At 47.9% G+C, this 21,025-nt stretch carries 19 protein-coding genes; 13 read left to right on the top strand and 6 right to left on the bottom strand.

Going from position 1 to position 21,025, the window contains the following annotated elements; genetic code table 11:
* Nucleotides 1-12: 12 nt before the first annotated feature.
* Nucleotides 13-1,152, bottom strand: coding sequence for an FAD-dependent monooxygenase (locus PIL01S_RS04235; RefSeq protein ID WP_127536393.1), 1,140 nt, complete (start codon nt 1,150-1,152; stop codon nt 13-15).
* Nucleotides 1,153-1,395: 243 nt separating this feature from the next.
* Nucleotides 1,396-1,920 (bottom strand): NAD(P)H-dependent oxidoreductase, encoded by a 525-nt coding sequence (locus PIL01S_RS04230; RefSeq protein ID WP_127536391.1) that lies wholly within the window; start codon nt 1,918-1,920, stop codon nt 1,396-1,398.
* Nucleotides 1,921-2,108: 188 nt separating this feature from the next.
* Here PIL01S_RS04230 and PIL01S_RS04225 point away from each other — a divergent pair, with 188 nt between their 5' ends.
* Nucleotides 2,109-2,591 (top strand): MarR family winged helix-turn-helix transcriptional regulator, encoded by a 483-nt coding sequence (locus PIL01S_RS04225; RefSeq protein WP_095358788.1) that lies wholly within the window; start codon nt 2,109-2,111, stop codon nt 2,589-2,591.
* 86 nt (nt 2,592-2,677) lie between these two features.
* On the opposite strand, the gene PIL01S_RS04220 is transcribed toward PIL01S_RS04225, so the two are convergent.
* A complete protein-coding gene (locus PIL01S_RS04220; protein WP_095287936.1) occupies nt 2,678-2,977 on the bottom strand; it encodes a hypothetical protein in 300 nt (99 codons plus the stop codon).
* Nucleotides 2,978-3,187: 210 nt separating this feature from the next.
* Between PIL01S_RS04220 and PIL01S_RS04215 the strand changes: the two genes are divergently transcribed.
* The 3 genes from PIL01S_RS04215 (at nt 3,188) to PIL01S_RS04205 (ending at nt 7,099) form a co-directional block, all read left to right on the top strand.
* Nucleotides 3,188-5,212 carry a Na+/H+ antiporter gene (locus tag PIL01S_RS04215; protein WP_127536389.1) on the top strand — a complete coding sequence of 675 codons (2,025 nt, stop codon included), beginning with the start codon at nt 3,188-3,190 and terminating at the stop codon, nt 5,210-5,212.
* 116 nt (nt 5,213-5,328) lie between these two features.
* Entirely contained in the window at nt 5,329-6,267 is a 939-nt protein-coding gene (locus PIL01S_RS04210) for an aldo/keto reductase (protein ID WP_127536387.1), read from the top strand.
* Between the two features lie 67 nt (nt 6,268-6,334).
* On the top strand, nt 6,335-7,099 hold the full coding sequence (locus tag PIL01S_RS04205; RefSeq protein ID WP_127536386.1) for a polysaccharide deacetylase family protein: 765 nt from the start codon (nt 6,335-6,337) through the stop codon (nt 7,097-7,099).
* A 77-nt stretch (nt 7,100-7,176) separates the two neighbouring features.
* Here the strand turns inward: PIL01S_RS04205 and PIL01S_RS04200 are convergent, their stop codons facing one another.
* Both PIL01S_RS04200 and PIL01S_RS04195 read right to left on the bottom strand, forming a co-directional pair.
* Complete coding sequence (locus PIL01S_RS04200; protein WP_127536384.1) at nt 7,177-8,718, bottom strand: DHA2 family efflux MFS transporter permease subunit; 1,542 nt, start codon at nt 8,716-8,718, stop codon at nt 7,177-7,179.
* A 9-nt stretch (nt 8,719-8,727) separates the two neighbouring features.
* Nucleotides 8,728-9,363, bottom strand: a complete 636-nt coding sequence (locus tag PIL01S_RS04195; protein WP_095287931.1) for an efflux RND transporter periplasmic adaptor subunit — start codon at nt 9,361-9,363, stop codon at nt 8,728-8,730.
* A gap of 159 nt (nt 9,364-9,522) precedes the next feature.
* On the opposite strand from PIL01S_RS04195, the gene PIL01S_RS04190 reads away from it, so the two are divergent.
* From PIL01S_RS04190 to PIL01S_RS04180, 3 genes are all read left to right on the top strand, one after another.
* Nucleotides 9,523-9,987 (top strand): hypothetical protein, encoded by a 465-nt coding sequence (locus PIL01S_RS04190; protein WP_127536383.1) that lies wholly within the window; start codon nt 9,523-9,525, stop codon nt 9,985-9,987.
* Nucleotides 9,988-10,116: 129 nt separating this feature from the next.
* Nucleotides 10,117-10,323 carry a YwbE family protein gene (locus PIL01S_RS04185; RefSeq protein WP_095287993.1) on the top strand — a complete coding sequence of 69 codons (207 nt, stop codon included), beginning with the start codon at nt 10,117-10,119 and terminating at the stop codon, nt 10,321-10,323.
* 49 nt (nt 10,324-10,372) lie between these two features.
* Entirely contained in the window at nt 10,373-10,939 is a 567-nt protein-coding gene (locus tag PIL01S_RS04180; protein ID WP_164764161.1) for a DUF4269 domain-containing protein, read from the top strand.
* Between the two features lie 14 nt (nt 10,940-10,953).
* On the opposite strand, the gene PIL01S_RS04175 is transcribed toward PIL01S_RS04180, so the two are convergent.
* A complete protein-coding gene (locus tag PIL01S_RS04175; protein ID WP_371859917.1) occupies nt 10,954-12,327 on the bottom strand; it encodes a hypothetical protein in 1,374 nt (457 codons plus the stop codon).
* A 466-nt stretch (nt 12,328-12,793) separates the two neighbouring features.
* Here PIL01S_RS04175 and PIL01S_RS04170 point away from each other — a divergent pair, with 466 nt between their 5' ends.
* The 6 genes from PIL01S_RS04170 to PIL01S_RS04145 all read left to right on the top strand — a co-directional run bounded on the left by PIL01S_RS04170 (nt 12,794) and on the right by PIL01S_RS04145 (nt 20,824).
* Nucleotides 12,794-14,590: a sensor histidine kinase gene (locus tag PIL01S_RS04170; protein ID WP_127536377.1), complete on the top strand. Its 1,797-nt coding sequence runs from the start codon at nt 12,794-12,796 to the stop codon at nt 14,588-14,590.
* Between the two features lie 4 nt (nt 14,591-14,594).
* Nucleotides 14,595-16,208, top strand: coding sequence for a response regulator transcription factor (locus PIL01S_RS04165; RefSeq protein WP_127536376.1), 1,614 nt, complete (start codon nt 14,595-14,597; stop codon nt 16,206-16,208).
* Between the two features lie 197 nt (nt 16,209-16,405).
* The gene (locus PIL01S_RS04160) at nt 16,406-17,392 is read left to right on the top strand and encodes an ABC transporter permease (protein ID WP_174818659.1); all 987 of its coding nucleotides are present in this window, start codon (nt 16,406-16,408) and stop codon (nt 17,390-17,392) included.
* A gap of 18 nt (nt 17,393-17,410) precedes the next feature.
* A complete protein-coding gene (locus PIL01S_RS04155) occupies nt 17,411-18,319 on the top strand; it encodes a carbohydrate ABC transporter permease (RefSeq protein WP_127536375.1) in 909 nt (302 codons plus the stop codon).
* A 151-nt stretch (nt 18,320-18,470) separates the two neighbouring features.
* Complete coding sequence (locus tag PIL01S_RS04150; RefSeq protein WP_127536373.1) at nt 18,471-19,994, top strand: ABC transporter substrate-binding protein; 1,524 nt, start codon at nt 18,471-18,473, stop codon at nt 19,992-19,994.
* A gap of 131 nt (nt 19,995-20,125) precedes the next feature.
* On the top strand, nt 20,126-20,824 hold the full coding sequence (locus PIL01S_RS04145; protein ID WP_127536371.1) for a hypothetical protein: 699 nt from the start codon (nt 20,126-20,128) through the stop codon (nt 20,822-20,824).
* The last annotated feature ends 201 nt before the right edge of the window (nt 20,825-21,025 follow it).

The raw sequence follows: 21,025 nt of genomic DNA, 5'->3' as shown, positions 1-21,025 counted from the left end.
GTTTGATATGAATTAAATGTTATCGATTTCGAGCGGTTGGTAGCGCATGGATTCGTAACGCTGTTGAAAAGAGGATTCCATCTCCACCTGACGAGCAAGCTGTTGTTTCACTTTGCTGCTGCGAATCACCTGAAGCTGCCTCAATAGGTCCATCGATTGAAATTGATCAGAGGCCATCTGAATGATAATTTCGGCAAGTACATCGGCATCTTCTAGCGCTGCATTGAGCCCAAAGGCTCCTGTAGGCGTCATGGTATGTGCCGCATCACCGAGCAGAACCACATTGTCCTGAGTCCATGACTCGCTATAACTGCTCTCTACGGATAACAGTACAAAATCGCTCCAGGTCTGAATATGTGCAGCAACCGATTCCGCGAGACACGGGAAAGCTTCAACGAGTTTCTCCACAAAAGGGGCAAAGGGCTGCTCACGCAGCTTGGAGAAGGAACCCTGTGGAATATTCCAGCCAATCTGTACATACCCGCCGTATTGGGAGAACAGCGCCAGCTGCTGACCGTTCATGCTCGCCATACGAACGGCTGGTTCCCAGCCTACAGGCGCGGGAATTCGGGCCCATAACAGATCATAACCATGCTTGCGTATATCCGGGTTGAGGCCAGCGTATTTTCGTACAGCAGAAAATCTCCCGTCCGCTCCGACAATAATGGCTGCTTCTATAGAAGCGGGAACACCATTTTGCCGAACATTGATGCCTACTGTTTTTCCTGTCTTATCTCTAAGCAGTCCGGTCATCACCGTATTAAATAGTACCGTCTCGTGATTGTGCGGCAGGGCCTGTGATTGTGAAACAATATAATCCAGCAGGTGATCCTGTGGTACGTGGATGCCCACATGCGATTCTCCCTCAACAGGGTAAACCGTGTGGATAATCTGTCCGTTCTCCCAGTATTGAATCTGCTCCAAAGGCATGGCTCCAAGCTGTGCTACGCCCGAATAGAGTCCATGCTTGCTAAGCACAGCTTCACCGTCCTGGTTAAGCAGTTCACCGCGAAATGACTTGTGCAGATGAGGTTGACGCTCAATTAGTGCTGTTGATATTCCTTGGCGGTTCAACAAGTAAGACAGGAGGGCACCGCCTGGTCCGGCTCCAACAATACAGACGTCTACTTGTAACGGATTATTGTCATTCATATATAAAATTCCCTTGCTATGTTATTATATTACTTTCTGATAACAAATTTATAAAAATTATTAAGTAACTAAAAGTAACTTTAAGATACTAGTTATTATAAACAAACACGCTTCAATTTTGCAATAGGCAGTTGTGACTTTGCTTAGAAGGTGGACTCAAGCCTGCGCTGTTTTCCCGCTTCTTGAAGGGAGGGCAGGCTTGAGAACAAAAAGGTAAGATACATCCTCCGAATGAAACACGGTCTAGGTGATCAGACGATTGGTGATTCGGGCGACACGTTCTCCAAGTGCTTTGCCAAGAGCAATTCCTTGATCGCTTAACAGAACGTCACTATCCACTGGGCAGGTAACTCCAACGCCATAATAAGAACCATATAAGGCGTTGTCAGCAAAGTTTCCTGGCAGACCGGTTATAATCATTCCCTGATGCAGCATCGGGGTTAGCAGATGAAGTAATGCTGATTCGAGCCCTCCATGTTCTGTGGCAATCGTACAGAATACAGCACCTACTTTATCCACGAGTTTTCCCTGAGCCCATAGGTAACCCAGCTTGTCGATCCATTTTTTCAGACCGGAGCTGATTGAACCAAAATGACCTGGACATCCCCATATAATGGCGTCCATCTCCACCAGTTTGTATACATCTGCTTCTTCGGTGGAGTGCAGATGAACGGTGGCCCCGTGTACACTGGCTGCCCCGGCTGCAATCGCCTCGGCCAGCGCTTGTGTATGACCGCCCTCGCTATCGAAAACAATATAAATATTCAAGCTCCATTACCTCCTCAAAATGCATCATTTATCATGCTATGAGGTAGCTTGTCACATGTATCGCAAAAATAAGCATGAACTTTACAAACAACAATGGATCCATGGAGCAAGCGTATTTTTCACAAACAAAAAAGTACAAATATGTTACAATGTTAGGAAGGTTATGATGAAAGGCAGGAGGAACGTTTATGAGCCTGGATACGGAGCAAAACTCTCAATTGGCAAACATTGATCAATTGTTGGAGGCCTTCTTCAGATATAAAAATAAGGTATTGGACCAGCAGCAGAAAACAGAAACAAACTGCAAACTGAATCCGACTAAGAGTCATATATTGGGCATGCTTTTAAGGGAACAGCGCTGTATGGCTGTCGATGTGGCGAGGCAGCTCAGCTTATCATCTGGCGCTACCACCATTGTTTTGAATCAGCTGGAGAGTGAAGGGTTGATTCAGCGGGTACGCAGTGAAGAGGATCGAAGAATTGTGTGGTTATCCCTGACGGAAGATGGAGAGCAGCTGGCCAAATCCCTGACTGCAAACCGTGGACGTATGACATGGGAACTGTTACAAGCGCTTACGGAAGAAGAACAGCAGCAGATGATAGGCATGCTTAAGAAAATTGAACTGAAGCTGCTCGAAAAAATGAAGGTTTTGGAACAAACACATCGTTAAAATGGCATTGAAGCGTCAGTCTTCAAGGTTCGCCCCCGTGTTGGGACGAATGTTGAAGGCTGACGTTTTTTCATGTTAGCTGATTATTACAGGTGGAATCGCTGAATGTGGTCCATTAGGCCAATCTCCATCAGGATTTCTTTTTGTTTCTGTCCAAGCAGGTCAAAATGGGGAAAAGGCTGACGTCGATGGATATAGCGCGGATCAAGGCCGTGTTCCAGACACCATTGTTCAAGGCGTTCCAGATTCGAGCAGCCTACTTTGGTTACGCTTGTAATGCCCGGGAAACGCGGGTCTATCCAAAAATGAGTAAGATAAGCAAGTTCGCCGCGTGATACACGGTCTTTCCATTCTGACAACTCCTGCCGATTAATTCCAAATGCCATAGTTACCATGTTCCTTTCCAAACGGGTATTGTCCTGAGCATATTGTAACATCTTATAAACAAATCCAAACTGAATTGTTACTCTGAGCTACTTGTCTTCGCTATCAGGGTAATGGATATGACAACATTTTTATAACAAAAACGGATATATGTTAAAATAAGACTACTCCGATTGGGTTTATTACTTCATTTAGGGAAAGGGATTACCATCATGGAATTGTTTATTGCGGTACTTGTATTGCTGGTACTCATCGGTTTATCGAACATCCTGAACCGGTTTGTACCTTTCATCCCGGTTCCGCTCATTCAGATTGTCCTCGGCGTAGCCATTGCGCTTCTTCCTGCAGGGGTACATCTGCCACTGAATCCGGAACTGTTTTTTGTGCTCTTTATCGCGCCATTGTTATACAACGATGGCAAACGAACACCAAGGCATGAACTGTGGAATTTAAGGGCTCCCATTCTGCTGCTGGCACTCGGTTTGGTCTTTGTTACCGTAGTTGTGGCTGGTTATGCCATTCACTGGCTGATTCCCACTATTCCGCTGCCTGCCGCTTTCGCCCTTGCAGCCATCCTGTCCCCGACCGATGCGGTTGCAGTTGGCGCCATGGCAGGGCGTGTACATCTGCCCAAAAGCATACATAGACTTCTCGAAGGCGAAGCTTTGATGAATGATGCATCGGGCCTGGTTGCGTTTAAATTTGCCATCGCAGCAACGGTTACAGGCGTTTTCTCGTTGGCGGAGGCTTCATTCAGCTTTCTCATCATTGCCATTGGTGGACTGCTGGTAGGTGCGCTATTATCCTTTCTGCTCATTCGGCTCGGTGTATGGATCCGGCGTTTGGGTATGGAAGACGTCACCGTGCATATGCTGCTGCAGATTCTTACGCCATTCGTTATTTATCTGGTGAGTGAAGAAATTGGCGTTTCAGGTATTTTGGCCGTTGTAGCGGGAGGTATTATCCATGCCATTGAACGTGACCGGACTGAATCGGTTCAGTTGAAGATGCAGGTTGTCTCTGCAAGCACATGGTCCGTAATTCTATTTATTTTAAATGGCTTGGTGTTTGTCATTCTGGGTGTCCAGATTCCGGATGTGCTGAATACAATCTTTAAGAATGTAACCTTTAACAATTTTCAAGTTCTGGGGTATGTTGGATTAATATCCGTATTGTTGTTATTGCTTCGTTTTGTCTGGATCTATCTGTTCTGGCGGGGGAACGAGTGGTTCCGCAAGAAGTCCCCGATTGGAAAACCAAGGTTAAAAGAGATGACCATTATTTCCCTGTCGGGTGTGAGAGGCGCGGTAACCCTTGCGGGTGCATTCTCCATCCCGTATGTGCTTCAGGACGGGTCCCCTTTCCCGGAACGGGACTTGATCATATTCCTGGCTGCCGGAGTTATTCTGTTTACGTTAATCGCTGCAAGCGTGTTTCTGCCAGTACTCGCCAAGAATGATGAAAAGGCTGCTGATGGCTCTCAGCAAACGACAGAGCGAAAGGCACAGGACATCATGCTTAATGCGGCCATTCGGGCAGTCAAGTCCGAGATGACCGACGAGAACAAAGCCGCAGCACTTGCTGTAGTCTCTGATTTATCGAAATACATCAGGCAGGCTGCAGGACAGATGACGGCGGGCAAACGCAAGGACATCATGAAGCAGGAAACGGCCATTAACCTGATTGGCACGCGTGCGGAGCGCAAGGAAATTGAAAGTATGATGGATGAGAACGTCATTGCATCCGAAGCGGCGTTTAAATGTAACAGCTGGCTGGACCGTAAGGAAATGATGCTGGCTAACCGCACCAATACGCAGATGATGTTCTCCATTAGTGAGATCGGACGTGTGCTCGGTCATCTGTTTACGAATCGCTCGGAGAAGCCTGAGCAGCCGTTCATGTTAGAAAATGCAGATCAGTTTCGACAGGTTAAGCTTCGTACTTCGGAAGCGGCTATCAAAGCCATTCGGGCTCATATGAACGACGGCAATCGACCTGTGGCGCTGTCCGTGATTGCCAAGTATGAGCGGGTGATCGCCAGACTGAGAAGCTGGAATAAGGGGAAGACCGAAGATCCGTTCAATCAGGAGAAGCTTGAACTGCAAATGATAGCCATTCAAGAGCAACGTAACACGGTACAACAGTTGTATGAGAATGGTGAGATAAATCGAGACGTGGCTGCGAGGCTCCGCCGATTTATCAATGATGTTGAAGCGACCGTACTGAAAAATAGCTAATCCGATAAATCCGATATTTTAAATGTGAATATGACTCTGATATAATGGGTTCATCGCAGGAAGAACTACTTACGATAACATTTAGCCAACGCTCAGGAAAAGGAGATGGATGAATTATGGCACAGCAACAGACTCGCTTGGGGAAAACCGATTTGCTCGTTAACCCGATTGGATTGGGTGCAAACGCAGTAGGGGGACATAATATCTACCCGGATATGCTGAACGATGAAACAGGCAAGGAAGTGGTTCGCACAGCGCTGAAACAAGGGATAAACTTTGTGGATACGGCTTTCATCTATGGACCTGAACATTCAGAGCGTTTAATTGGAGAGGTACTTAAGGAGACGGGGCAGCGTCAACAAACGATTATCGCCACTAAGGCAGCCCACAAATTCGTGGATGGCAGCGTGGTGATCGATAACTCTCCTGCTTTTCTGAAAGCTTCTGTGGATGAAGCCTTGAAACGTCTTCAGACGGATTACATCGACTTGTTTTACATCCATTTTCCGGACGAGCAGACACCGAAGGATGAAGCAGTAGGTGCATTAAAACAACTGAAAGACGATGGCAAAATCCGCGCGATCGGTGTATCCAACTTCTCCATCGAACAGCTGCGTGAAGCGAACCGGGATGGTTATGTGGATGTGCTGCAATCCGAATACAATCTGTTCAAACGAGAGGCTGAGAAAGAACTGCTTCCGTACACAGCAGAGCATGAAATTTCTTTTGTTCCATACTTTCCGCTGGCAGCCGGACTGCTGGGTGGTAAATATAATCGGGATACGACATTCCAGGATGGACGGGCCAAAAATCCGCTGTTCACTGGTGAAAACTTTATCCGCAATCTGGACAAAGTGGAACAGCTCCGCAGCATTGCCGAATCCAAAAATGCCGAGGTTGCACATCTCGTGCTGGCCTGGTACCTGACTCAGCCTTCGATTGATGCACTCATTCCAGGGGCGAAGAAACCGGAGCAGGTCATCAACAATCTGAAAACCTTGGATGTGAAGTTGTCTGCCGAGGAGATCGCAGTGATTGACCAGATTTTCCGTTAAATAGTTCCGGCATTTCGGGAAATGCTAACAGGGAGTTTACGTTTGACGATAAAGAGAGGACTTAAACATGAACCTGAAGGCAGCCCGAACGATCGGATTGTTCACCCTGATTCTCATGCTAGGCACCAGCTCTGCCTATGCGAAGCCGGTACAGAAGAATCGTCAATATTACGAGGAACGAGGAGAGATTGTCTGGGAGGTCCCTACCCATGACAAGCTCATTGCGTTGACCTTCGATGATGGTCCTGACCCGGTACAGACCCCGCAGATTCTGGCTTTGCTTAAGCAGTACCAAGCTAAGGGCACTTTTTTCGTACTGGGTAAATGGGCGGAAAAGTATCCTGAGCTGGTCATGCAGGAGCAGCATGAAGGACATGAAGTGGCCAATCATACTTATGCACACACTTATGCGGTTAAATCCACCACTAAGGACAAGTTTACGCAGGATATGGTGGCTGCCGAGCAATCCATTATGGATGCTGGTGTCCCACGTCCGCTGCTGTTCCGACCACCCGGAGGATTTTACAATGACATGGTCATTGATGTTGCAAAACAAAAAGGGTATACCATTGTGTTATGGTCCTGGCATCAGGACACACGGGACTGGGCTTCACCTGGGGTAGCAGTCATTACGAACAAGGTGCTGAAAAACGCACGCAATGGGGATATTGTTCTATTTCATGACAAGGTGGATGGAAGGAATCAGACCGTTGCTGCGCTCAAAACAATTCTTCCCAAGCTTCAGCAAGAGGGATACCGCTTTGTCACCGTATCGGAACTGCTTGCAGTGAAGGCAAAAGAAGCAGGCAAGGATGGCGTTTCCTTTAAATAGCGCTCCTAATATAATAACAAAAGCCGCCGGTTTCTCTTAGGAGAGACGGCGGCTTTTGTTATGTTTCCGGAATAAGATTATTGTTCTGTCTTCACCGCACGAGGGCGGGCTCTTGCCCGCCGCAGAAACAGCGACAGGAGCAAACCAATAATGGAAATCCAGGTGGCAACAATAAAGGCATCGTTAATGCCTTCAATCGTCGAGGTCTGAACTGCGATACCGTATAGCTGCTGTAACGCCAGTGAAGAACCCTGTTCAGCTGGCACGCCTGCTACGGCAGCCATCTGCGAACCTAGGAGCCCGACTTGTTCAGTTAGGGGCACATTGGTTGTCGTGACCGTATTGCTGTAGTCAGCCAAATGAATGCCTGACCGTGTAGCCATAACGGTAATCAGCAGGGCTGTTCCAATCGAGCCAGCTACCTGTCTTATCGTGTTGGACATGGCAGTACCGTGACTGGTCAGATGAGGGGGTAACTGGTTTAGGCCCTCGGTCTGCACGGACATCATCAGCATGGACATGCCGAAGCTCCGAAGAGTATACAGCATCATAATGTGACCATAAGGCGTTTCCCCGGTCAATTTGCTGAACTCAAAGGTAGAGAATGCAGTGATCAGCAAGCCTACAATGGCTAGTGGGCGGGAGCCGATCCGATCGAATAGCGCTCCTGATATGGGTGACATAACCCCCATCAGAAGTGCACCTGGCAGCAGCAAGAGACCCGATTGCAGAGGGGAGAATCCTCTTATATTTTGGAGATAGATGGGTAACAGAAGCATCCCCCCGAAAAGGGCCATGTTGATGGTAGCACTGACCAATGTAGAGATGGTAAAAATATCGTATTTAAACACACGAAACTCCAGCAGTGGATGCTTCATTGCCGTTTCCCTGAGAACAAAGAACGTAATGAACAGAATACCGATGATCAATGTCAACAGTACAATTGCACTGCTCCATCCCTTGTCGCCGGCAGAGCTGAATCCATACAGCAGAAATCCGAATCCGATCGTTGAAAAGAGCGCACCGTACGCATCGAATTTGGGAGAACTGAGCTTGGACACATTTCGCAGCCAGAGAAAAGCAAACAGGATATCAAGCAAAGCCAGCGGGATAACCATGTAGAACAGAATGCGCCAAGTGTAATGCTCCACGATCCAGCCTGACAGGGTAGGACCAATAGCTGGAGCAAACATCATGGCGATCCCCATGGTTCCCATCGCTGTTCCCCGTTTTTCGGGTGGAAATACGGTTAAAAATACGTTCATAACCAGCGGCATGATAATGCCGGCACCACTGGCCTGTACAATACGCCCAATCAGCATGACTGTAAATCCCGGACTGATTGCGCAGATGGCAGAGCCAACGGTAAACAGCAACATCGCTGTGGTGAACAGTTTACGGGTCCCGAATGACTCAATCAGATAGGCTGTTATGGGGATGAGAACCCCATTCACGAGCAAATAGGCAGTGGATAGCCATTGCACTGTTGTAGCCGAGACGTTGAAATCATTCATCAGATGGGGGATCGCCACATTAAGCAGAGTCTGATTCAGAATGGCGATAAAGGCGCCGAGCAGCAGGACGGCAATGGTTCTTCCGAGCGGCAATTGATTATCCATCGGCAGACCTTATATATGAACGCGCACAGTGGCGCTCATGCCAGGGACAACACCCAGACCTTTGTAACCCTCAATCGTAATGGTAATCGGTATAACCTGCGTAACTTTGGTGTAATTGGCATTGGTATTGGACGACGGCAGTAGGGAAAAAGAGGAAGCCGTAGCAAGCCCAATCTGATCTACTTTGCCTGTTAGTGTGGTATCTGGAAATGCATCGATGTATACGTCAACGATTTGTCCGCTTTTGATTTTGTCGATGACGGTTTCTTCCACATTCGCTGTCACATACAAGTTATTAAAATCATAGGCTCTAGCCAGTGGATTACCGGCAGAAACCAATGAGTTCTCCACTGCGGTCGCCTGGACAACGGTGCCGGCAACAGGCATGGTAATTGGAGTTGATTTACCGCCTGCAGAGACGGTCCCGATCGTATCCCCTTGATTGTACGAGGTACCTACTTTGCCTTTCCACGTTTGGAGTTCGCCGCTAACGGTGGAAGCAATGGATATGGGCTGACCCGTGACTAACGCATTATCCGTCTTGACGTAGCTGGTGGATTGGTTGTAGTAGTATATGCCTGCGGCACCTGCCCCCAAAATCACCAGAATGACAATGATATTGATCAATATGGCACGAGAGTTCATGTGGATCATTCCTCCTAATATGTTCTTCTGCTGACAATCCTGTTTGGAGCATTCCCGGTACTCTGCTGCTCTATACGAAACAACATGAAATATAATTCGCAGATTGGGGAACCAATATATTGATAAGTTGCCACAGGCGATGACAAGGAGGATGCTCAGATGTTGATTATATTGGCCGTAATTGTTTTACTAGGGGTTATTTTTCTCATGATCTTTAACTCAAGATCGACCCGCAGAGCTGCAGAAGCCAGGGCTGCCCAAACGGCTGAGACAGAACGAGAGCCTGTCCTTCTGCAGGGGGACGAGCAGACAGATGAGCAATTGCTGGATTCTTCAGACCCGGTGGATTATACGGAACCGGCTGGACCAAGAGAGACGGAAACGGAATTGCGGGAAAACAAGATTGAAGTGAGCCACCAAGCCAGGCAGCAGGAAACTCAAACAAAAGGAAATGATAGTGAGTACCGTCAAGCTCTGCTTCATTTTCGCAAACCACCTGAACCCCAAGAGGAACCAGTCGAGTCCACCTCTAATGAAATTGAAAAGAGTGCCGATGAGGTCTACCGGTCCGCTCTGCGGGACATGAAGAGCAAATCATCTCCTCCGGATTCAGATCCGAAATAAAGGGTGCAGCACGTTTCCACGCAGCGGGCATGGCTTTTGTTTTAAATCCAAAAGATTTACAATAGATGAAGCTTTGCTCTAACATAGCTGAATGGATTGACGTTGCAAGAGGAAGGAGAGGATTGCATGATGAACGGACAACAACGAGTAAACATTAAACCTGGTCTGGAAGTAGATATCGTACTGAAGCAAGATCAGCCTACAGGCAAACTGACAAGGGGGATCGTCAAGGATTTGCTGACCAAATCACCCACGCATCCCCATGGCATCAAGGTTCGTCTGACAAGTGGGCAAGTTGGTCGTGTAAAACAGGTGATTACAGGAGCGGCGGAATGATTCGTCTGCCTCAGAATCCATGAAGACAACTGCTGAGGTTTTGGCACATTTGGCATCCGGGAACGAACGGCAGCGGGATGCTTACCGGGTGCTTCTTCAGAGTGGTTTGTTCTCCATTTTGGAGGCATATACCCCTTATCCGGCAGGAACCGTACCCATTGATATAGACATTCCTGGCAGTGATCTTGATATATTGTGTGAAGTTCGCGATCTGAACACGTTCGAGATGGTAGTGACTCAGCATTTTAGCGGAATGGAGCATTTTTCGTGTCAACGCGGAACGGGGCTAGGTATGGATATCCCTAGTGCCTACATGACTTGTTCTTTTCAGATTGAGGATTGGCCATTGGAGATTTACGCCCAATCGTTGCCGGTCAATAAACAAAATGCCTACCTTCACATGTTAGTCGAATGGGAGCTGCTGCAGCTCTGGGGTGCAGAAGGTCACGACGAGATCCGCCGACTGAAATGGGGTGGATTGAAGACAGAGCCAGCCTTTGCCTCAGTGCTGGGGTTACAGGGTGACCCTTATGTGGAGCTGCTGCATCTAGCCCATTGGAGCAGGCACGAGCTATGGCTCTGGGCCAGGCAGCGAACTTCTTTTCAAAATACGTAAAAAGCTTGCACTAATTATAGTAAGAAGATGGCGACGATCGTCGTAACCACTAAACCAAGCAGTACAGGCTTCAGGTTGCGACGCGCCAGTTCAAATGGATTGACTCCGCAGATGGCAGCAGCTGGAATTAAAGCCCAAGGGATTAAGGTACCACCGCCAACCCAGATGGCAGCAACCTGACCGAGTGCTGTTAATACGGGGGCTGAATCTGCTGTGCCGGCAAACATCGAAGCGATGGACCCCACCAGGGATATCCCTGAAAACCCCGAACCATCCATTCCTGTAACGGCTCCAATCAAGGTCATTGTGATCGCACCTACCGTATCATTCAAGGGAACCAGCCCCGCAAGAGCAACACCAAGATCATTGACTATACCATGTGATCCATCGGGTAGAGGGTTACTAAACAATTCAGTGATGGCTGCGTCCCCCAGATAAAAGAAAGCTGCAATAGGGATAACGGGACCGAATACTTTGAAGCCGAACTGAAAGCCTTCAATTAAATAATTCGTTGTCTCTTCAGGGCCTTCATGCCGATGTGCTGCGAGAGTGACCGTGATGAGGATAAGTACGGCGGTACCTCCGATTAAGGCTGTAGCGTCCCCGCCCTGAAGCTTAAGAACAAACATCAGAATCACATCCACTGCGAATAACAATGGAATAAGTATGGCGAATGCCTTTTGTAATCGTATCGGTATCGCTTGACGTTGTTGTACGGGTACGTCCCCGGCCCCCGGCAAGGATTCGGAAGGAGAAGAAGCCCCAATTAGAGGTTCACCTGGGACAGGAGAACGCATCTGAGTGCGGGCGCCACTTTTCATCTCATTTCGTAACATCCAAAAGGCCGTCAGTGTGGATACCGCGCCCATCACGAGGACCAGCGGTATGCTTGCCGTCATGACGGAAGTAACCGGAAGGCCAGCTGCATCTGCCGTCAGTTTGGGAGCTCCTTGAATGATATAGTCTCCCGAGAGGGCGATACCATGTCCGAACAGATTCATTGCGATAGCAGCACCAATGGGGGGAAGTCCTACACGAACGGCGACGGGAAGCAAAACTGCCCCGACCAGTGCTACCGCTGGCGAAGGCCAAAAAAACAGGGAGACTGTCATCATGATAAGTCCAATTCCCCAATAGGCCACCTGCGGAGAACGAATAAACCGGGTTAGTGGAGCAACCATTACTTCATTAATACCTGTGCGAATCAGTACCCGGCTCATGGCGACAATGATCGAGATGATAAAGATCGTGCTGAGCAGCTCTTTGGCAGCATATACAAAACTATTGAAGATTCCTGACACCGCACCGCTTAACGTCTCTGTTGCCAGTAATCCAATCGTCATAATCCCGGCAACACAGATAATCATCGTATCCCGGCGCCGTATCATGACAGCCACAATGAGCACGATAAAAGCCAGATATACATAATGTAACGGTACCAATTGAATATTCACACCGCATACCTCCTTCCACCTTAGTCCTAAGGCGTGATATATCGTATGCATGTCAGGACCGGGCGTTCATGGAGAAGAGGAGGGCTGGAAGGCTTTATTTTTTGTGTAGAACGTGTGAGTATGACAACCAGCAGGAATTTTTTTGCAAATGGAGAATTGATTAGACGGTACATATCGAATGAACGACGTGATCAGGTCACCAGAGCTGACAGAGAAAGGTCACTTCATCATATATACAGCACGTAATAAGCATGATTACAATGAACATGCCGCCGTTAAGGAAGAAATATGGAAATTTAACGGCAGGTCGGAATAGAAACAGAATAGTAGGTTTTTTGTTTTTGATAACGTTTACAGAGTGAATGGTCATATAAAACATAGAATAAGAGGGCGGGAATCCATGAACTTTATCCGTTCACTGCGCTTCAAATTCATGGTTGGCTTAACGCTGATCATGCTGCCGCTGTTTCTGCTGTTGTATTACAACAATGTCTATGCAATTCGAGTCGTCAGGGACAAAGTATCCCTAACCAACATGAATCATCTGGCGAAGAGTGTGGAGCAGAATGAGCGAGTGCTGCAGGAGACCAATCGATACCTATACAGTCTGGGCGAGCGGGACCCGGATATTATTTCGCTTTTTTTTCTGAAATACGGCAGCGGGGACTATATCATTGCGAAACAGCGGATCATGAACAAATTCATGACCGATATCGGATTTTACAATCTGATTGATTCTTTCTTTCTGTATGATGCGGTAAATGATGATCTGCTGCTGGCGACTTCGGGCAGTTATGACATCAAAATGTCACTCGTCCGGGAGAGCATGCCTGTACAGATGACGCAATTGAATGATGAGACTCAGCGGCCAGAATGGAGCATTGTTCGCGGTGGTGGATGGAATGCACTGGTCAAAACGGTCCGAATTAATCAGCAGTTCTACGCTGGTGCGCTTGTGGATATGAATGCACTGAACCACCCCGAACAATTCACTGAATCCGGTGAACGGGGAGGTGCCGTTATCGTGGATAGCAATGGGGGAGCGCTGTCCGGTTCAGCCCTCAGCTTGGCGCAGATTAAGCTGGCTGCAGCACATCTCTCCGGTTTGGAGAATCCTTACCAGGTCATATCAGAGGTTACATCCAAGGGGGATGAACGGCAGTACCTGATGCTCGGCTTGCCTTCGGCGATGTCCGACATGAACTATATTGTCTTGTTGCCGGAAGAAGATATGCTGCGCAACCTGCCGTTCTTTCAGCAGATTATTCGCCTGCTGCCTATTGGTGCAGCGGTCATTTTGATCACGGCCCTGATTTTCCTGCGTCAGTTGCTGTTTCGACCTATGAATACTTTAATCAAAGGGATGAGACGAGTCAGTCGTGGAGAACTCGACGTGAGGCTTGATCCGCCGACTTCATCGGAATTAGAGTTCGTCACTCACAGCTTCAATCAGATGACCAGCCAGATTCAGCATCTGAAAATCGACGTCTATGAAGAACAGCTGCGTACCAGGGAGGCTGAATTCAAGCAGCTTCAGATGCAGATCAACCCTCACTTTTACCTGAATTCCCTGAATATTATTCATAGCCTGGCTTCACTGCAAAAACATGAACTGGTCCAGCAGATGGCCGGACATCTTGCCGATTATTTCCGGTTTAGTCTCCGGGCAGGCAAACGCGTTATCCGGCTGGATGAAGAACTCGAGCACATTCGTCACTATCTGGAGATTCAAAAGCTCAGGTTCCCGAACAAATTGGATTTTTCTCTTGACGTGGATGAAGGTCTTGGTCATTTTGTACTGCCGCCTTTAACCCTCCAGCCTTTTGTGGAAAATGCAATTATTCATGGATTTAGGCGGCGTACGGAACCATTTGTCATACGCATCTCAGCCAACTTAACGAAAACGTTATCCAGTCCACAATCTGAGGTTGAAGCTATACAGCACAACACTACACTAAGGGTTACAGTAGAGGATAACGGTGTCGGCTTCGAACAAGACATGCTTGCGCGTCTCCAGCGAGGGAAGTATGCGGAAGACCCAAGTGGACAGCACATCGGGATCTGGAACGTTGCTCACCGTTTGCTAGTGAAATACGATGAATCAGCCAAATTGGAGTTCCAAAACCTGAATGCTGGTGGAGCGGCAGTGATCCTGTATCTGCCCGCCCAAACGGAAGAGGAAGAAGGGGGAGCTTGAACTGATGCGAAATCTATTAATCGTGGACGATGAGGTTTATGCTCTTCAGGCCATGGTAGAAGGGATTGATTGGCGTTTGGCCGGCATTGATCGGGTATTTAGTGCGGGTGATGCCGAAGAGGCACGAATGGTGCTTCAGAGCCAGTCCATCTCGATCATGATCTCTGATATTGAAATGCCGGGAGAGACTGGTCTGGATCTGCAGAGCTGGGTATTGAAGCATGCTCCGGGCATTCTGACGATATTTCTGACAGGTCATGCCCTGTTTGACTATGCTCAGACAGCGCTCAAGTTAAACAGCTTCGATTATGTGCTAAAACCTGCCCAAGCTGATCAACTTCTTAAGGTGGTTACGCAGGCCGTGGATAAACTCAAGGCCGGAGAGCAGCGTTCGCGTACCAATGAAATATATGAGTCGGTATACAAGCGCTGGCAAACCCACAAACCACTGCTGACGGAGCGGTTCTGGAAAGATGCCATTTCCCAGCGCGTCACTCTAACCAAGCCACGGCTGAAGGAGCTGGCCGAGGTCTATGGTGCGGAGATCGACCCGCATGCCCGTATTCTGCCGATTGTCATATCGGTAGAGGAATGGGTAAGGGAATTCGATCTGCGTGATGAGGAGGTGCTGGAATATGCTCTTCGGAATGCAGCGAGGGAGATGATCCTTGGGGATCGGCCAGGAGAAGTATTTCAGGACCATAGCGGTCTGAATATCGTACTTGCGTATGAACAGGATGGAGTTGTACCTGTTGCTAGCCAGGTGGCACAGAATTGTCAGCTGTATATTCGGGAATGTGGGACGTATTTCTACTGCCGCTTGTCCTGTTACGTAGGTGCACCCGTGGCCGTAACCGAATTGCAGGGTTTGCTGAATGAACTGATGGATATGGAGCGACGCAATATCAGAGAGCTTGAGGGAGTATTCGTTTATGATGAGCAGGGAAAGAAACCGGAGGACCGATTTCTGCCAATCCCCTGGTTTTCGGAGTTGTCGATTTTGTTTGAAACCGGCAAAGTGGATGATCTTCGGGAACGCGTGGAAGAAATATTCGAGCTGCTGGCTGCGCAGGAACAGTTATCTCCAGAGATTCTGCGCCTGTTCTATCATGCCATGCTGCATGTGGTTTATCCCCTGCTTCATCAGAAAAATGTATCCGTACGCAGTCTGTACCCTGGTGAGCGTGAGCCTGAAGAAAGTATGGTTACACGCTCCTTGCCGCAATTAAAACTTTGGTCCATGGATCTGATTGACCGTGCCATTCCGATCCTGTATCCGGATGATCACAGTCCGATGACGATTGTGGACCAACTATGCATTTATATCGAGAATCATATTGGCGAAGATCTGATGCGTGAGGAACTGGCGTCGTTTGCCGGCTTCAATCCAGCATATCTGTCCCGGCTGTTTCGGAAGGAGAAGGGAATGTCTCTCTCTGAATTTATATTGCAGCGGCGGGTAGACAAAGCCAAAACCTTGTTATCTGAATCCACCGTAAAGGTCACGGATATTGCCGGCAAAGTGGGCTATTATAACTACTCCCATTTCACGAAAATGTTTAAAAAGTGCACGGGCATTACGCCGCAGGAGTTTCGTAAACAGTCCAGAACGGTCTAGCGTTGACGCAGCATGCTGCGTCTTTTATTTTGTTTTTATTTTATCTGGTATCATACAAATGTCATCATTTGATAAGTGAAAAGGTCACCACAGCCGATATTGGGCCAGAGCTCCCCGCGGTTATACTTGAACCACAGGATACACAGCGGTGCTTCATCCTGAGGAAGGAAATCAAGAGGAGTGAGGGAGAAGAGGTTATGAAGACACAACCCCAGGCGGGTAAGGGTGTACGGGTAGCGGATATACCGGATAGATCAGTCCGCAAGCGAAAGTCTGTTTTGTACAATCTTGGTAAGTTCAAGGTCTTGTATCTCATGTTTTTGCCAGGGATTCTGTTTCTGCTGGTGAACAACTATATGCCGATGTTCGGCGTCCTCATTGCCTTCAAAAATGTGAATTACGCCGACGGAATTTGGGGCAGTCCCTGGAGCGGTTGGGATAACTTCAAGTACCTGTTCTCAACGAGTGATGCTTGGGAGATCACCCGCAACACACTTGCGTATAACACGGTATTTATTGCGCTCAATCTGTTTGTGGGGGTAGGGCTTGCGATCCTGCTCAATGAAGTAAAGAACAAAGCGATGTCGAAACTGTATCAATCCTTGATGCTCCTGCCTTACTTTTTATCCATGATCGTGGTTAGCTATCTGGTTCTGGCGTTTCTCGGCAAGGATTCAGGTTTTATGAACTCGACGATCCTGCAGCTCTTTGGCGGGCAGCCCATTGACTGGTACTCGGAGCCGAAGTATTGGCCGTACATTTTGCCAATTGTGAATACCTGGAAAAACATCGGATACTATGCCGTCATTTATCTCGCAGCAGTCGTAGGCATTGATGAGGAGTACTACGAAGCCGCCGTGCTGGACGGAGCAAGCAAGTGGCATCAGATCTGGTTTATCACGGTTCCGTTTCTCGTTCCGCTCATTGTCATCATGACCTTGCTGCAGATCGGCCGAATCTTCTATGCGGACTTTAGTCTGTTCTATCAGGTTCCATTGGAATCGGGGGCATTGTTCCCTGTAACGAACGTACTGGATACCTATGTCTATCGCACATTCCTCATTGGCGGCGACATTGGGATGTCTTCTGCGGCTGGACTGTATCAGGCTGTTGTCGGATTTGTACTTGTGCTTGTATCCAATACGATCGTCCGAAGAATGGATAAAGATAATGCATTATTTTAGAGAGGAGGCAAGTCTGCTGTGAAATCACGTGACCCACTTGCTGTATCGCGGCGTTCCGCGTCCGTTATACACGCGATGTTCATCTTCTATGCCATAGCCTGCATCGTTCCGATTTTGCTTGTCTTCGCCATTTCCTTCTCGGACGAGACAACCGTCATTGCGAACGGATACAAGCTGATCCCCGAGAAGTTTAGCCTGACGGCTTATGAGTTTCTGTTCAAGGATATGGATCAGATTATCCATTCCTACGGCATTTCCATCATCGTGACAGTGGTAGGTACCATTACCAGCGTGGCGTTGACTGCACTATATGCCTACCCGCTTTCCAGAAGGGATTTGCCTTACCGCGGATGGTTTGCCTTCTTTATTTTCTTCACAATGTTGTTCAACGGGGGGCTCGTTCCCTGGTATCTCGTATACGTCAATGTCCTGGATCTGAAAAATTCCATTCTGGCCTTGATATTGCCGTTATTGTTATCACCGTTCTTCGTTCTGGTGATGCGGACATTCTTCGCCAATTCCATTCCGGTATCCATTCTTGAATCGGCACGGATTGATGGAGCAGGTGAGCTCCGAACGTTTACGCGTATCGTACTGCCGCTCTCCTTACCGGTTATGGCCACCGTGGCACTGTTCAGCACACTGAACTACTGGAATGACTGGTACCTCAGTATGATTTTTATCTCTGATAACCGGACGATCAGCCTTCAGTACCTCATGTACCGAACACTGCTCGATATTCAATATTTAACATCCAACTCCAATGTTTCTTCACAGATTTCATCACAGGGCGGATTGTTGAATCTGCCTAACAAAACGCTGCAAATGGCGATGGCTGTCGTGGGCATCGGTCCGATTGTGCTGGCCTATCCGTTCTTCCAAAGGTACTTCATTAAAGGTCTGACGGTGGGTGCTGTGAAGGGATAACTCCGTCCCGGTCAGCGGGGTAGTGGATGATCCCAAGATAGAATGAAAGGGCATATATACAATGCAGTGAAGGATCTGAGTTAGATCCGGGTTACATGCGAATTGGGGAAATCGTGTGCGCAAAAGTTCAACATTATTGGGAGGGGTTCAGTTGATCAAATCAATGAAGGTATGGACGCGACTTACGGCAGCCGTGATGGCATTCAGCCTGGTGCTTGCCGGATGTTCATCAGACCAAGGCGGAACAACGCAAGGGGCAGAAAACGGAGGTTCAGGGGAAAATGCAGCCAAACCATATGAGGTAACGTTGTACTACCCGGGGACACCACAGAAAGACGTGGCACTGGTGGAAGCCGAGATTAATAAAAAAATGGAGCCCAAGATCGGAGCTACGCTCAAGATTAACGCAATCGACTGGGGACAGTGGGATAACAAGCTCAATCTGATGATTTCTTCCGGAGAAAAATCGGATATTATTTTCACGGCGGCATGGCAGAACTATACCGTCAACGTGGCCAAAGGTGCGTTCCTGCCCCTAAATGACCTGCTTGATCAATATGGGCAGGATATCAAAAAAAATCTGGACCCTGCTTTCCTGGAAGGTTCCCAGGTTGATGGTGTAAACTACGGCGTTCCGACAAACAAGGAATTGGCAGCTACACGTGGTGTTCTGGTGCGCCAGGATCTCGCGGATAAATACAAACTTGACCTGACCACGGTAAAAACGTGGACCGATCTGGAGCCTCTGCTGAAAACAATCAAGGAAAACGAACCATCCGTTACTCCATTCTATATGTCGAACACCAATGGTAACGGACTGCTGGAGAATCTGGATTGGGATTATCTCGGTGATGCATCCGTACCTGGAGTCATCTCCAAGACAGCTGGCACAACAACTGTGCTGAACGAAGTAGAGACACCTGAATTCAAGGAGGCCGCAGCACTGGCACGCAAATGGTATCAAGCGGGGTATATCAATAGCGATGCGGCAACTTCCAACGTCTTCCCGAAAGATCAGGCGAAGGCAGGTAAAGCGTTTATGTGGACAGACGGCATGAAACCGGGGAAGGACAAGGAAGAAGAAGGATACGTCGGATATCCGCTGACTCAGATTGAAATGACAGAGCCGACCATCACAACCGGTGATGCTTCCGGTGCCATGCTGGCTATCTCGCGTTCTTCCGAGCAGCCGGAAAAAGCGATGCAGGTCATCAACCTGCTCCACTCGGACAAGGAAATCAATAATCTGTTGAATTTCGGAATCGAAGGCAAGCATTATGTGAAAAAGGATGGTCAAGACAATATTATCACGCTGCCTGAAGGCGTGGATGCAAACAGCCGCACGTATAATCCTGGTGCCCAATGGCAGCTGGGTAATCAGTTCCTGAACTTCCTCTGGGATAATGAAGATCCTCAGAAGTGGGAGAAGTTCAAGGAGTTTAATGCCAAGGGAGTCAAGTCGCCTGCACTTGGTTTTACCTTCAACAGCCAGTCCGTCAAAAACGAAATAGCAGCGGTTAATAACGTGAACAAACAGTTCAAACCAGGCATGACATCCGGAGCAGTGGATCCAAACGAAATGATTCCCAAGTATCTGGAGAAGCTGAAGGCCGCAGGTATCGATAAAATCATTGCAGCCAAACAGGAACAGCTCGACGCATTCCTGGCCAAGTAACGATACTTCTTCTGATCAAGGTGTTTTCGGCAATAGTCGAAGACGCCTTGATTTATTTTTTTTGATATGGATTGTACACCATAATTAGGAAAATTATGATATAATCAGGTGGCTAAATAGGGGGTGTTCCTGTGTCGAGGACGAAATTAGCGTTCTCTGCGATTTTGCTGCTTTTTGCGATCATTTTTACGTTTAATCACCACCTGGGTTACTCGGTGGGAGATCGGATGTTATCCAAAATAGGGTTATCCCCCTATACCACGGCGTACATGAGCGGTGTACATATTACGCTATTTATAGGACTAGGTTTATTAGGATGCAGTTTTTATCTAACCCGCAAGGAAGTAAAGTCTTCGTATCCTCGGCTGGCAAGACAGCTCTGGCTGATCGTCGTGGTCATTATTTTAAGTTATTCCTACATCACAGATAAGGTGATGTATGTCGCCAAATGGGGTTCCACTGGTATCCATGGTGTATCATATCTTCAGAATGATAGCTCCTGCATGTACGAAGTGGCTCTGGATGGAAATACAAGAGTAAGCTGTGATCTCACACTTAAAAATTATAGCAGGCAGACCGTCGCAGCTGTGCTTTTGCCCGACTTGGCGAGAAGTTACAGACAGCAGGATGATCCTTTATACGAAGCTCTGAAGTCCGTTGAACTCCAGCCGGTTCATCTCGAAATCATGCCACATGGCACGTTCACCGGCAAACTTGCATTTTCAGGTTCTGCACAGTCACCGCTTCAAGTAAGGGGAAAGCTTAGGGATATTGTGCTGGATGTAGAGGTAGAAGGTCAGAACATTGTATTCGATTATGCCATACCATAAGTTTCAGCAAGGAACACATACATATAGAAACCAATTTCAAGAAGCATGCAATAGCGATGTTATCCGCGAAGAGCTGGCCAATAGGCTGGCTTTTTTGTGTTGTGGAAGTTGCATTTAGTGCAGAAATATTGGTTTTGTGACCTTTATCCTCAATATGGTAACGCTTACGCTATAAATGAGCCGGTTTGATTGAGTCTGGTG

It is taken from the genome of Paenibacillus illinoisensis NBRC 15959 (assembly GCF_004000925.1).
Taxonomy (GTDB): domain Bacteria; phylum Bacillota; class Bacilli; order Paenibacillales; family Paenibacillaceae; genus Paenibacillus; species Paenibacillus illinoisensis.
Note: the sequence above shows the minus strand (reverse complement) of the source record. Positions and strands in the feature narration are given on the sequence as shown.